General features: G+C 36.6%; 17 protein-coding genes. 11 read left to right on the forward strand and 6 right to left on the reverse strand.

Annotated elements, in window-relative coordinates:
* Positions 1 to 13: 13 nt before the first annotated feature.
* Complete coding sequence (locus tag GGQ92_RS12990; protein ID WP_184249664.1) at positions 14 to 688, forward strand: HAD family hydrolase; 675 nt, start codon at positions 14 to 16, stop codon at positions 686 to 688.
* 25 nt (positions 689 to 713) lie between these two features.
* Here GGQ92_RS12990 and GGQ92_RS12995 read toward each other — a convergent pair whose 3' ends face one another.
* Complete coding sequence (locus GGQ92_RS12995; protein WP_184249667.1) at positions 714 to 1,892, reverse strand: hypothetical protein; 1,179 nt, start codon at positions 1,890 to 1,892, stop codon at positions 714 to 716.
* A gap of 69 nt (positions 1,893 to 1,961) precedes the next feature.
* On the opposite strand from GGQ92_RS12995, the gene GGQ92_RS13000 reads away from it, so the two are divergent.
* Together GGQ92_RS13000 and GGQ92_RS13005 are read left to right on the forward strand one after the other, a co-directional pair.
* Complete coding sequence (locus tag GGQ92_RS13000) at positions 1,962 to 2,504, forward strand: hypothetical protein (protein ID WP_184249670.1); 543 nt, start codon at positions 1,962 to 1,964, stop codon at positions 2,502 to 2,504.
* A 23-nt stretch (positions 2,505 to 2,527) separates the two neighbouring features.
* Positions 2,528 to 2,953, forward strand: coding sequence for a GNAT family N-acetyltransferase (locus GGQ92_RS13005; RefSeq protein WP_184249674.1), 426 nt, complete (start codon positions 2,528 to 2,530; stop codon positions 2,951 to 2,953).
* Here GGQ92_RS13005 and GGQ92_RS13010 read toward each other — a convergent pair.
* The 4 genes from GGQ92_RS13010 to GGQ92_RS13025 form a co-directional block, all read right to left on the reverse strand.
* The gene (locus GGQ92_RS13010; protein WP_184249811.1) at positions 2,950 to 3,297 is read right to left on the reverse strand and encodes a DUF4260 domain-containing protein; all 348 of its coding nucleotides are present in this window, start codon (positions 3,295 to 3,297) and stop codon (positions 2,950 to 2,952) included. The two genes, GGQ92_RS13005 and GGQ92_RS13010, sit on opposite strands and share 4 nt — an antisense overlap.
* A gap of 34 nt (positions 3,298 to 3,331) precedes the next feature.
* Positions 3,332 to 3,796, reverse strand: a complete 465-nt coding sequence (locus GGQ92_RS13015) for a glycine zipper domain-containing protein (RefSeq protein ID WP_184249677.1) — start codon at positions 3,794 to 3,796, stop codon at positions 3,332 to 3,334.
* A 61-nt stretch (positions 3,797 to 3,857) separates the two neighbouring features.
* Positions 3,858 to 4,247, reverse strand: a complete 390-nt coding sequence (locus tag GGQ92_RS13020; protein ID WP_184249680.1) for a tautomerase family protein — start codon at positions 4,245 to 4,247, stop codon at positions 3,858 to 3,860.
* 14 nt (positions 4,248 to 4,261) lie between these two features.
* Positions 4,262 to 5,098 carry a class I SAM-dependent methyltransferase gene (locus GGQ92_RS13025; protein ID WP_184249683.1) on the reverse strand — a complete coding sequence of 279 codons (837 nt, stop codon included), beginning with the start codon at positions 5,096 to 5,098 and terminating at the stop codon, positions 4,262 to 4,264.
* A 200-nt stretch (positions 5,099 to 5,298) separates the two neighbouring features.
* On the opposite strand from GGQ92_RS13025, the gene GGQ92_RS13030 reads away from it, so the two are divergent.
* From GGQ92_RS13030 to GGQ92_RS13060, 7 genes are all read left to right on the forward strand, one after another.
* Entirely contained in the window at positions 5,299 to 6,102 is an 804-nt protein-coding gene (locus tag GGQ92_RS13030; RefSeq protein WP_184249686.1) for a polysaccharide deacetylase family protein, read from the forward strand.
* A gap of 109 nt (positions 6,103 to 6,211) precedes the next feature.
* A complete protein-coding gene (locus GGQ92_RS13035; RefSeq protein ID WP_184249689.1) occupies positions 6,212 to 7,498 on the forward strand; it encodes a class II aldolase/adducin family protein in 1,287 nt (428 codons plus the stop codon).
* A 162-nt stretch (positions 7,499 to 7,660) separates the two neighbouring features.
* Positions 7,661 to 7,831, forward strand: a complete 171-nt coding sequence (locus tag GGQ92_RS13040) for a hypothetical protein (RefSeq protein WP_184249693.1) — start codon at positions 7,661 to 7,663, stop codon at positions 7,829 to 7,831.
* A 186-nt stretch (positions 7,832 to 8,017) separates the two neighbouring features.
* Positions 8,018 to 8,881, forward strand: coding sequence for an AraC family transcriptional regulator (locus GGQ92_RS13045; RefSeq protein ID WP_184249696.1), 864 nt, complete (start codon positions 8,018 to 8,020; stop codon positions 8,879 to 8,881).
* A 107-nt stretch (positions 8,882 to 8,988) separates the two neighbouring features.
* Positions 8,989 to 9,747, forward strand: coding sequence for a sugar phosphate isomerase/epimerase family protein (locus GGQ92_RS13050; protein WP_184249699.1), 759 nt, complete (start codon positions 8,989 to 8,991; stop codon positions 9,745 to 9,747).
* Positions 9,748 to 9,770: 23 nt separating this feature from the next.
* A complete protein-coding gene (locus tag GGQ92_RS13055; protein ID WP_184249702.1) occupies positions 9,771 to 10,931 on the forward strand; it encodes a Gfo/Idh/MocA family protein in 1,161 nt (386 codons plus the stop codon).
* Between the two features lie 193 nt (positions 10,932 to 11,124).
* Positions 11,125 to 11,688: a hypothetical protein gene (locus GGQ92_RS13060; RefSeq protein ID WP_184249705.1), complete on the forward strand. Its 564-nt coding sequence runs from the start codon at positions 11,125 to 11,127 to the stop codon at positions 11,686 to 11,688.
* A 57-nt stretch (positions 11,689 to 11,745) separates the two neighbouring features.
* Here GGQ92_RS13060 and GGQ92_RS13065 read toward each other — a convergent pair whose 3' ends face one another.
* A complete protein-coding gene (locus GGQ92_RS13065) occupies positions 11,746 to 12,423 on the reverse strand; it encodes a CAP domain-containing protein (protein WP_184249708.1) in 678 nt (225 codons plus the stop codon).
* 355 nt (positions 12,424 to 12,778) lie between these two features.
* Between GGQ92_RS13065 and GGQ92_RS13070 the strand changes: the two genes are divergently transcribed.
* Positions 12,779 to 13,933: a hypothetical protein gene (locus GGQ92_RS13070; protein ID WP_184249711.1), complete on the forward strand. Its 1,155-nt coding sequence runs from the start codon at positions 12,779 to 12,781 to the stop codon at positions 13,931 to 13,933.

The raw sequence follows: 13,933 nt of genomic DNA on the forward strand, positions 1-13,933 counted from the left end.
GTGGTGAGGTAGAATGATTCGTGCTGTTATATTTGACCTAGACGGGACTCTACTCAACAGGGATGCATCATTGAGGAGCTATATTGATCATCAATATGAAAGATGGCTAGAAGTGCTGAGTCATATTCCTAAGGAAACGTACATTGCACGTTTTCTCGAACTAGATTGTCATGGATATGTGTGGAAGGATAAAGTTTATCGGCAACTGATTGATGAATTTCGGATTAATGCAACTTGGGAAGAATTACTTTCTGATTACATGGAGGAATTTCAGCACCACTGTATTCCTTTTTCCGACCTTAGGCAAATGCTTGAGCAATTAAAGGAGCAATCCATCCAATTAGGAATGATTACGAATGGTAAAGGAACCTTTCAGATGAATAATATAAAGGCATTGGAGATAGAGGAGTTTTTCGAGGTAATTCTAGTTTCTGAATTAGAGGGCATCAAAAAGCCTAATCCAGAAATCTTTAATAGAGCTTTGACGTCTCTTAATCTATCTGCAGATGAATGTATTTTTGTTGGGGATCATCCAATCAATGATATAAAGGCGGCTAAAGATGTTGGAATGATAGGAGTCTGGAAGAGGACAATGCAATGGGAGGAAGTAGAGTCTGATTATATCATCGATGATTTAATGGAATTATTCCCCATTATCAAACGATTAAATGAGCGAAATATAAGGTGATATAAGTAAATAAGAAGGGGATATCTCACTCCTTCTTATTTACTCTATGAATTAATTTTACGGCTACGTATGGGAGCCAAACAATGATAGGAAATAACATGGCGACTCCGAGTATATTTTCTCCAACCTGTACCCCGATGGCATCATCCTCAAAGCCTATAGCCGCCATGAAGCCAAAGATGAATACCTTCACAGCTAATACGAGCATTAAATACCATCGAAGATAATTCCTAAGAAAGAAAAAGTAAAGAAAAGACCCCAATAAGAATATAATTATAACGATAACTAAATTATCTGGTGCGATGTAGCCTTCTCTTGTTAGTTCTACTAAACTAAACGTAAATCCAATCATAACAGCGTAGATAAACAAAGTAGTATTTGCCCATATTCTAAAAGACACTCTTGCCTTCTTTTTAGAAACTTCACCTGTGTGGGGAAGCTCCATATCTGCTTCTAGCTCTGGCACTTTTTCTTCCAATGGATCGATCTTACTGTAGTAATTCCAATTGTTACGCAGTTCTTTTTTAAGTTGTTTCCAATCCCCGTTATATTCGAGCGGAACTAAGTCATCTTCCTTATCTAATATCTCAAGTCTTTGTTCATCATTGAGAAAGTATTTCCGTTCAACATTGTAAAGGATAGAGTTATAGAAATAAACTGGTAATCCTAATTCCTTGAAGTAAGTCAGCCAAGTATTCATTTGCTCGTCTTTATTAGGTAAAGGTAGTAAAAACAACTCCTTGTCACCTTTCGTCGCATGAATGATGTATAAAATGTAATTCCTGTCTATATGTTTCCCGCCGTGTTTTGTTCTGTATTCATTCGCAATATATTGTGAAACGATAATCTTCTCAATTGTATTTACATCAATTCTATTTTTCTCTGGCTCTGGGTTATACGTTTCTTTCCATTGAATCAATTCAATATGATTGCGGTAAAAATGATAGATCGTGTTGTGGTTGTTATGCCATATAGCTCCTCTAGCATAGCGAAATGTTTTTATTGAAAGCCATACACCTAAAGGTACAAAGGGTAGTAGTAGAGCACTCCAGACATTTATGTAATCAATGAATACTTTTATGGGACCAATAATCATGAAAATACTCAGAAAGAAAAAGAGAGTAATAATGTAAAAGACTAGTATCCATCCGAATGGTTCCATTTTCTTTTCTTGATAGTAATATAGAGCATTATTAGGCTTCATAATTCCTCCTCACTGATAGTTTATGGGAATTTTTTCTGTTACAATAAGTATAGCAAAAGATAGAAAGTTGTGAATACATTGGATATATTTAAACAAATTATCTTCTCACAGTGGCAGTTAATAACGGTTATTTTCACGTTAGTGGCTATTTTTGCCATGGTGATAGGGAGATATCCTTTAAAAACAACCATCCGTGCAAGTATAAGTGCATTCATTATTAACTTTTTATTTGTCTCGTTTTTTCTCTATTTCGATGTGACGGCAGAGCCACAGGTCCAACCGATGAATGAAATCGATATTGACGAGAGATTGCTAGAAGTTTTTGAAGAAAATAAAGAGCGTGCAACAAATAAAGAATTAGTCGCATTAGTCCAACCAATACAAAAGGATGGTACATCGAAAGCAGAGGTATATGTGAAAAACTTTCATGATGAATGGGACTTTTATGGTAAAGTACGAATCGCTACTTTTGATGAAGATGAGAAGATGATAAAGGATCAAGTATTCCAGGTATCGTTAGAGTCAGGAGAAATGAAAAAAATCCATTCTGATTTTGGTAATGCGATATTCCGATGGTTCCGCTATGAGTTTTATCCTGAGGACAATAATTGATACCCAAAAGGAGAATAAGAGTAATGATTAAGGAACTCATCTTAATGGAGGAAATTGCTCAGGCTTATCCAGTAATGAGTCAACTGCGTACACATTTGGACAAGAAGACATATTTAGAGTTGGTAAAAGAAGCACAGGAACAGGATCGCTATAAACTGTTTGCCCTGATTGAAAAAGATAGAATTGTAGCTGTAATCGGGTTTAAGCCAATGATTACTTTATACTATGGAAGATTTGTCTGGGTTTGTGACCTTGTAACAGATGCAACGCTCCGGTCAAAGGGCTATGGAGAACAGCTACTTTCCTTTATACACCGATGGGCACAAGAGCATCAATATGAGAGGGTTGCACTTTCATCTGGTTTGCAAAGGGTAGATGCTCATCGATTCTATACGGAAAAAATGGATTACGAAAAAGTTAGTTTTGTATTTAAAAAGGAGTTGGGTTAGACGCGATTGAAATGAGTGTCTTTAAAACCTGTTTGGTACTTTAACCCAATACCAAAGCATCGATCCATACCAATATGTGCGGTCCATATCAATCCTATCGACAAGATTACGGGATTAGAGAGTATGACTCCTAAAACCGTAATGATAATCGATAAACTATATGTGTGAACGACATTATATAGAAGAGCACCGGCCTTTTTATTGATCAAATAGCCTACCATAAAAACGTCAGGGGCTAGTAATAGAACGAAAAATAAAACCCAATTAAATTCTAAAAAAGAATAGAAGTAAAGACAGGCTAATAAAACAACAAGACTTTCTACCTGCAAGATAATTTTATTCAAATGAATCCCCCGTTTATCATTTTTTAGTGTTCCTTTACAATGCTCTTCCTTTTTTCCTAGCGTCTTCATCCAATCCTGCACCTACTGCCACACCGATCCCAACTCCAAAGGCCAAGCCTAGTGCTGCATTATCAAATGCGGCCATACCAAACAACAAGCCTACCGCCATACCAATACACATAAAAATGCTTAAGTAATAACCATTTGTTTTAATCTCGTGTTGCTTGGATAAATGCGTTCTTAAGCTATCCGTCTTTCCTTTATGTTGCTTGTAATCTACCATTTCTGGACCATCAATCTTAGATAGTAAACCTGCTAAATAATCATCAAGTTCGCGGATGTGACGAGAGCATTCTTCACATTCGGGGGCGAATGAATTTATTTTATTTATAATACTATCCCACGTATCTAGTTCCAACTTTGCGGCTGTTTTTTTATCTACAGATTTTTTAAGTTCTTTTAATCTGTTTTTTAGCTTACTTACGGACTCATTATCCATGTCATCACCTCTTGATATTTTTTATTCTACACCAACATTTTATGCTGGACGTATAACACTGTCATACATCTACTTTATATGATAGCGACAATTCATCACCGGAAACTCCTCGTATTCCCCAATTGTATTGTGGGGTTTCAATAATGGTAATCTCAATATCTTGGACTGATAGATTCAATTTGCTATTTATACGCTCGAATAATAGTTGAAGTAAATATTTTTTTGTTTCGATTGTACGACCTTCAAACATACTTATTTCGATAATTGTATATGCATCTGTTCGTGAATTAGGAAAATAATAATTATCCTTCTTCATAGGGAAAAAGCGATGGAATTTCTTATCCGTGGGAATGACTAGTGCATCTATTAAGCAAGAGTGAATTACATTGGATAATTCTTCTTGCATTGGTTGTAGCCTTTCCTCTAATCCAAAAACTTTAATTTGCGCCACAGTGACCCCTCCTTTCAGGTAGCTACTTTTTTCCCAAATGCATACATAAAGGAACAAGATTCAAACCGATGAGGACTAGCTAAAAATCTTGGGATAAAAGTTGAGACAAGCTCTGAGCGGTCTTCTTCTGTTAATAGATTAGCTTCTACTAATCTTCTTCCATCATCATTACCTAAAGCGAATTTCAATAGAGTAGGAAGTTCATTGTTTTGGATAAAATCTTTGGAGTAGTCGGAAGTCTGGATGATTACCATTGTTTCTTCAGTGTGAGAATGCTTGGAGAAAAGGGAATATAGCTTTCTTCCCATTGTTCGGTCTGTACCGTGAAGTTTAGAGAATTGAATATGCGCTTGAACGATTTTATTTAATTCTTCCCCGTGTGGATGGAATAGTTGTGTTCCGTCATCGATTTCGATTGCACAAATCGTCCCACCGGGTTTACAGACACGGACCATCTCATCAATAACTTGTTCGGGATTAGAATTGTGCATTAATACGAGACGAGTAAATACAAAATCAAATGTATTATCAGGATATGGTAAATTGCATGCATCTCCATGTGTTAACTGAATCTTTTCATTCGTCTGTCCTATTGTATTCTTTGCTGTTTCTAATATTTTAGTACTGTTGTCAACACCGTGGAATTTTGTCTTTTCCAGAAGTGAAGCTAATAATTGAAGCATAGCCCCTGTTCCACAACCTACATCTAGTACTTCATTAGAACCATATAATCCGTTCGTTAAAAGTAAATCTACCAATGTTTTCGAATGACTATCAACATTCGTAGTAAGTCTCTCAATCTCTGAGTTTCTTTGATGATTAGGAAAGTTGTCAAATTGGTATGTTTGCATCCTCTTACACCTGCCTTTGTATAAAATGAAACAAGCTTAAGAACCACTCCCATTTCCATTAATTTACTACAGTATATAATCATTAGAAGTGTATTGCAATAACGTTTTCAAAACATTGTCTATAATTTATCAGTATAGAAATCAACCACACCTTACTATATAATAATGTAAGCGCTGTTATTTATGGAGGAGGAAGAATAATGCCACAGGTAACGATGACATTTCCAGAAGGTAAACATAAAGTACTAACGCTTAGCTATGATGATGGTAAGGAGGCAGATCGACGATTAGTTTCAATTATGAATCGGTATGGAATAAAGGGTTCCTTTCACCTGAATTCAGGATTATTAGGAAAAGAAGATCGGATTTCTAGAGATGAAGTTGCTCGCTTATATAAAGGTCATGAAATATCGGCACATACAGTAACACATCCGACTATTGCACGATCACCAAAAGAACAGCTCATAGAAGAGGTTATAGAAGACAGAAAAAATCTAGAGAGCATATCGGGTACTACAGTAAGAGGAATGTCATACCCAAATGGATCTTATAACCGAGAAATCAAAACGATGCTCCCTGTACTAGGCATTCAATATGCCAGAACGGTACATAGTACTGGAAATTTCCATATACCGGATGATTTTCTTGAGTGGAACCCTACATGTCATCATAATGAGAACGTATTACAGCTAGCAGAAGAGTTTAAGAATTTGTATAAACAACAATATTTATACATGATGTACGTTTGGGGGCATAGTTATGAATTTGACAATGATAACAATTGGGAGATAATCGAACAATTTTGTGAGTCGATTGGAAATCGTGATGATATATGGTATGCCACAAATATCGAAATCATCGATTATATCGAAGCATTTCAACGATTACAGTTTGCGGCAGGGAGTGAATTTGTCTATAATCCTTCTGTACAAGCTGTTTGGCTTCATGTTGATGGGCTAACTATTAAAGTTCCAGGTGGAAAAAAAGTAGATTTATCAACTTAGTTTAAACTTCGTGAAAATATTCACAAAATTGTCCTTTGTGTCTATGCACAGTTTGGTAGTATGATAGAGATAGGAAGCGGTAACACACCTAAGAGAGGGGAAGTTTCATATGAATTTAGATATGCTACATCCAGCTGACCAATTAATGATGTTTATGGAAAGAATTTATCAAAGTGGCCTAACGACAACTTCAGGAGGGAATATATCTATTAGAGATGAGAATGGAGATGTATGGATAACGCCAGGAAGTGTCGATAAAGGGAATTTAACGAGAGATGATATGATTTGCGTGAAAAAGAACGGCGACGTGGAAGGGATTCATCGTCCATCTAGTGAATTACCTTTTCATCAACAAATTTATCAAGCTCGGCCAGATTTGAAAGCGGTTGTGCATGCACATCCACCAGCATTGGTTGCATTTAGTATTGTTCGTAAAGCACCAGAAACAAGACTAATGGCAAATGTTTATGAAACATGTGGGGAAGTAGCTATCGCGAAATATGGACTCCCTGGTAGTCAAGGTTTAGGTGAAAAGATTGCTGCGGAATTTGCGAAAGGCTTTAACTCTGTTATGTTAGAAAATCATGGGGTAGTTGTTGGTCATGACAACCTATTTGATGCTTTTAAAGTTTTCGAAACATTAGAATTTACGGCGAGAATTGAAATAGAAGCAAGTCGCTTGGCGAAACCAATATCATTAGATGATAAAACAATTGATAATCATCGCCAGCAAACGGAAATGGAGGAATTTATACCAGAATTTTATGGTATTAAAGAGCGTGAATTAAGAGCAGATATGTGTAAGCTTATCCATCGAGCTTATAAACAAAACCTTTTCACAAGTACACAAGGAACTTTTTCTCTGCGTTTGAACGATCATTCGTTTCTTATTACTCCATATGCTGTTGATCGCCATTATTTAGAGCCAAGTGATATTGTTAGAATCGAAAATGGAAAGAGAGAACGTGGAAAAGTACCTAGTCGTTCCGCACGATTACATCAGTATATTTATGACCAGCATCCGCATGTGGAATCGATTATATTAGCGCACCCACCGCATGTTATGGCATTTGCAGTAACGGAAATGAAATTGGACTCAAAGACAATTCCTGAAAGCTACATTCTTATGCGAGATATTCCAAAGCTTCCTGCCATATCACCACATACAGAACCAGAGAAAGTTGCAGAGGTGTTCACACCTTCAACTCCAATTGCTATTGTAGAAAATGAGTGCGTGATTGTGACAGGGTCTGATCTATTAAACACGTTTGATCGATTAGAAGTAGCCGAGTTTAGCGCACGTGCGCTGATATCATCTTATGTACTCGGGGATGTCGTCCCAATTGATAGCAATAGTATAAGCGAGTTAGAACGAGCGTTTAACCTACCAAAATAAGCGAAGGCAACCGGGAGTTAGAGTAATCTATAACTTCCGGTTTTTAGAGCAAAAAGTAAGTCAAATACATATAAAAAAATTGTTATTTTGAGATACAATGTTGGCAAGATTCTGTCTTAAATGCTTTCATTTTACAAAACTTGTTATAAGAGGTGAATACAAATGAATTGTAAGAGTTGTGAAGGAAATTCATTTATCCAAGCAACGGATTATATAAATCTACGACCCTTAGATAAAAAAATGGCTATTGGTTCAGAGAAGGTTTATACCGTTTGTTTGGATTGTGGAGAAGTCGCATCAATAAAAGTTAAGAACCCTGAGAAATTAAAATAAACATATATACTAATAGTTGGCCTCGTTTTTACCGAGGTCTTTTATTATGCACTCTTAACATGAGTTACTAACTTTCATAGTTGTTCGAAAGCTTGGATGGACAGCAATCTTAGATAATTATAAGGAGATGATATCGCGAGGGAAACGAGTTATACTAGTACATACTTAGTGAAAAGGATGATGTACATGATTGAATCTCTTCGTATTGGTTATCGTTCAGATACAATGGATGCATTTGATTATCATTCCCACCCGGAACAGTATGAGATTTACCTTTTTCATTCCGGATCATGCCGGTATATCATTCATAATCAAATTTTAGACTTAGAGCCTGGAGATATCTTATTAATGGACGGTTCCACATTACATAAGCCAAATATAAACCGAGACAGGGAATATATTAGAAGCGTGATTCACTTTTCCCCGCAATGGATAGAAGGTGTACTTAAGGAATTAGGAATTGCAAATGTTTTAGATTTATTTAAAGATTTACAGCACTGCCTAATTCGAACGGATGATGAAAAAGAGAAGGAATACATAGACGCACTTATATACCAATTAGTCGAACGAAAAAAAGCGAAAGTTGATGCGATGTGGGAAGCAGAATTAAAGGTTTTACTTACGCAACTATTAGTTAGAATTCACCAACTATGTGAATCTAATGCCATTAAAGTTCCTTATGAAAAAACAGAAAAATTCCACCACTCCCAACGAATTGCTATCTTTATTCGCGAAAATTATAATGAAAAAATAACATTAGATTATCTATCAGAAAATCTTAACCTTAGTAAATCTTATATATCACATATCTTTAAGGAAATGACAGGTTATACCGTCATGGAATATGTAATGACATGTCGGTTAATACAAGTAAAGTATTTATTGGAAATGGAACCAGACAAAGCACTTAAGGATGTATCTAATGAGTGTGGGTTTGAAAGTGTTTCCCATTTTAGTAGATACTTTAAAGAAAAGGTCGGCGTTACACCAAAGGAATACCGAAATAGACGGCTTAATTTTTATGCGATAGAAAAAAGCACTCTCAGATAATTTTTGCTTAAAATTAAGTAACTTCATCTAATGATTTACATATGAGTTGAAAATATAATGTCATTAAGAATATTGATAGCGCTTACCAAAAAGGAGAGAGTAATCAAATGGAAAAGAAATTTGCAGCGCAGCTATATACCGTCCGTGAAGAATTAAAGAATGAAGGTATTCGTTCAGTATTTAAAAAATTAAAGGAAATGGGCTGGCAAGCTGTACAAATCTCAGCGCTACCACCCGGATATGACAAAAAGGAAGTGGCAGATGCACTAAAAGAAAACAAGCTACAGACTGCGGGAATGCATATATCGTTACAACGATTGGAAGAAGATTTAGAAAATGTCATTAACGAGGCTGACCTGTATGGTACGAGAGATATTATTTGTCCATTTTTATCAGAGGATTTAAGAGATGAGGCAGGATATCGAAAGGTAAAAGAAACATTAAATAGAGTAGCCGAACAAGTTCCAGAATATCGAATTAGCTATCACAATCATGATTTTGAATTCGATACACAGGTTGATGGTCAGGATGCACTAAGTTTTATGTTAAACCCTGCAAATGATAACAAGATTTTAGCTGAAATAGATGTCTATTGGGTGGCAAAAGCTGGACGTGACCCTGTTCCATTTATAGCTAACTATTCCAATCGGATGCCCATTATTCACTTGAAAGATATGACAAAAGATGAAAGGCAAACTTTTGCAGAGGTAGGGGAAGGTACGATTGATTTTATTTCGATTTTACAATGGGGAGAAGCAAATGGCATTGAGTGGTACGCCGTAGAACAAGACGTTTGCGAAAGAAATCCCTTTGACTGTTTAGAAACGAGTCTACACAATTTAAAAGCAATGATAAAACAGCTTTAATAAAAACTAAAGAGGTGTCTTTGATGACTCAAGTAAAAGTAGGTGTGATGGGCGTTGGCAATATGGGACGCTCCCATGCGAGCAAGTTGTATAACGGAGAGGTAAAAGGTGCTAAGTTAACTGCAGTATGTGACTTAATGAAAGAAAAACTAAAATGGGTGGAAGAAAATCTTGGATCCGACGTACAGCTGTTTCAGGATGAGGATCAATTTTTCAAGAAAGCGGAGGTTGATGCACTCATCATAGCGACTCCGCATTATCATCATCCGAAATGTGCTATGAAGGCTTTCCAACAAAAGTTACATGTGTTACTCGAAAAACCAGCAGGAGTTTATACGAAAAATGTTAGAGAAATGAATCAAATGGCAGAGCAATCAGGTTTGGTATTCAGCATGATGTATAATCAGCGGACGAATCCACTCTTTCAAAAGGTAAGGAACCTTATTCAATCTGGTGAGCTAGGAGAAATAAAGCGTACCAATTGGATTATAACCGACTGGTACCGATCGCAAAGCTATTATGATTCTAGTGAATGGCGCGCCACATGGAAGGGTGAAGGGGGAGGCGTGTTGTTAAATCAGTCTCCACACCAGCTAGACCTATGGCAATGGACAACAGGGCTTATGCCTAAAAAAGTGCGCGGTTATATGAATTACGGTAAATACCATGATATTGAAGTAGAAGATGACGTAACAGCTTATGTTGAATATGAGAATGGAGCAACTGGAGTGTTTATCACATCAACAGGTGAGGCACCTGGAACAAATCGATACGAGATTGTAGGAGATCGAGGAAAAATAGTCGTAGAAAACAACAAGCTAATGTTCCATCGACTAACACAATCTGAAAGAGAGTTTAATGCAACGGACCAAACTGGTTTTGGAAGACCCGAATGCTGGGAAATTGAAGTTCCGATAAAAGGAGAAGCTACGGAACATGTAGGAATTATGCAGAACTGGGTAGATGCGATTCGGACAGGAGAAGAATTACTCGCACCAGGTGAGGAAGGGATCAAAGGATTAGAGATTTCCAATGCTATTTATTTGTCCTCATGGTTAGATGAAACCGTGGAATTGCCAATTAATGAAGATTTGTTTTTCGAAAAACTTACCGAAAGAATCGCTCAATCACAACAGAAAAAATCTGCAGTGAATCAGTCATTAGATATTAGCCAATCATTTTAATAATGATGTAAAGCAAAAAAAGCAGGTGAGTGTTTACCTGCTTTTTTTATATCCAAACAGCTAATAAAATAAGTATGAATCGGTATATTATTCCATTTTATGTATGGTATAATGATATATAAATGAATTGACTGAGCACTCAGAGCATTGTGAAAAGGAAAAGTGTTGTTATAAAAAGGGGGTTGTGAAGGATATGGAGACAGCATTATTCATTATAATCATTCTTTTTGTTATCTATATTATTTATCGATTTATCGTTTTATTAACTAAAATGAGGCAACCTATTCTCTATCCTACAACGGATCAAGAGTGGTCATCAACACACGTCTATCCACAAAAAAAGATACGGCCGCCACGACCATCTTACCAAAAAGGTGGGGTACTATTATATGCATGTACGATTATTTATTTTACGGTCGTGCTCGTACTTTGGTTTTATTTCGAAACAATTTCCTGGCCGTTATTGTTGCTAGCTATCGTTCCCTATCTTCAAATGCATACTGTGTTTAATATGTTTGCAGTTGTACAAGACGGTATGCTGTGCGGTGGGAGGTTTATTCGGTGGAAATTCATAAAATCGTATGAGTGGTATCCTATTAATACGAACCATCGTTTTTATGGATTTGGAGAAGAAGTGAATAATGGATATGAATTAAAATTAAAGACGAAGTTTATTGCTTTACCAGCTAGTTTAATCGTAACGGATACATCAGTAAAACAGAATTTAACGAAAACTCTGAATCAATATGTAGAGTAAAGAAACAGGTTCCAAAACACTTTCGTAGTGTTTGGAACCTGTTTTGTTTACAAATCTTTATTTTCCGATAAATTGTTGTGTCCAGTAGTTACCATTAGCTACATGGCCTACACCAATATGCGTAAAGTTAGCATTCAGAATGTTAGCACGGTGTCCTTCACTATTCATCCACGCATTTACTACTTGTTCAGGTGATCTCTGTCCTTTGGCAATATTCTCGCCTGCTGCTCGGTAAGTTACCCCAAACTGTTGCATCATCTCAAATGGAGAACCATACGTCGGACTCTCGTGGCTGAAATAATTATTATCCGCCATATCCTGTGATTTCATACGTGCAACCTTGCTCAACGTTTCGTCTATTTGGAATGGAGCTAGTCCGTGTTTTTCTCTTTCCGCGTTTGTTGAATCTACAACTTGCTGTTCAAATTCACTAAGAGTAGAGTCATTTGTTTGTTCTGTACGTTGTTCTTCTACATCTTGCTGATTAGAGTCTGGTTGTGCTGGACTTGCCTCAACTGGCGTTCCAGGTTGTTTCGTTATGCCATCCTTTTGACCATCTTTATATTGCTGGAGAATTCTGTCGAATAACTCCTGGAAATCGACATTTTTCCAGTCTGTAGTGTAATAAACTTTAGGAACACTTGTCACGTTCGAGTCGGAATTTGCATGGGAAAACCCGGAACCAAAGATTAATGCACTTACTAAAAGTAGCGTTATACTAGCTTTCTTCCACATAGTATCCTCTCCTTTATCTATGATGTGACTCTATCATATCATGCCTTTTTTTGTAACATTAGAGTATTTTTTTACCATTAGAATCACACGTCCTCCTCACCGCTAGTTTATTAGATTTCGTTTGGATAAAAATGTATCTGTGGGTTATATGTGGTAGGGAAAAGCCCTTGACAAGTCTTGAAACGAGTTGTTATATGACAAATATTTACAAGTTTGTAACGTATAGAAATAGAATTGTAACGTCGCAAACGCCTGATAGTATTGGCTTCAACTCTAACTGTACACCATTTGCTCTACTTCAATTCTCGTTATTCTTTTATAGTATTCTTACAAACAAAAAAACGGAGGAATGAAGATGAAAAATATATTATCTGAAATTGGTTGCGTATGGGCGAGAAAAATACAAGCAATATTGAACGGCAAATTAATTCATATTTTACTAGGTTATATCATCAACGAAGATCAAGTAGCGCAGCCTTATGCAGCGGTAGTAGATTCCACGTTATCGGCACAAGATCGTCGAGAGTTAAAAGAAAAACTTAGACTATCACAGCCAGCTTTGATAGGAGAATATAACAATAAGTGGCAATGGACCACATGGAACGGTACACCTATCGAAGTGTTACCTAGATTAACATCTCCTAATCAAACATTGAAGCGAGAGGCAGATATAAATATGGTTTTCATTGAATTGTTCACGAGTTTAAAAGGAATGAAACCTCAGATATTAAGAGAACTCGTAAATGCGGGGCTATTAACACGCATTTATTTATACCAACAAAAGGAAGCTGACAGATGGCAGGAATTAAAGGAACGTCCAGAACAATTTCCTCTATTAGTTATGCAAGCGATGAGAGAGTTAGATATTCCGCAAATTTCATTCTTACCCTACTTAAATGATGAGATAGTACGAAATTTAGTCGCTCATCTATCCGTATTACCATTACAGTCCTATCAGCTTGCTAAATCTTATTTAGCGCTGTCGATGCCCTCATTAAAGGAGGAATTTAATCTATCGGTTTCCCCGTCATACTGGGTGGAAGAAATATTGGATGAAATGAAAGAAGACGATATGTTAAAGGGTCATGTGATGGATTTATCCTCTATTTTTGCATCGAAGTTGCTCTATAGTTCAGCCGTCCCGTCAATCACGGAATTAACAGCTATAGAGGAGAGTAATCACCACCTGTTACAAGCGAAAGTTTTTCAGCTTATATTAGGCGATACGCGTCTAACGGTAAAGGAGCGATGGGAAAGCAAAGACAGAGCAGACACTGTCATAGCAGAGTTAAACATCGATAATATCTTTCGGTTAATACCAGAGTGCTCATCAACATTAAGACAAGGAGGTTATGGCTGTTGGGTGATGGAATCGAAGCTAAGTCCTCTTGCGTCAGCTCTGCTACACACGGATTCAAGCAACTATCAACTACTAAAAACGATCGACTATGATTCAACTCATTTAGGAAGTTGGACAGCACTCATTTTTTATAAACCTGAGGAGGAATAA

This window comes from Gracilibacillus halotolerans (genome assembly GCF_014206945.1).
Lineage (GTDB): Bacteria > Bacillota > Bacilli > Bacillales > Amphibacillaceae > Gracilibacillus > Gracilibacillus halotolerans.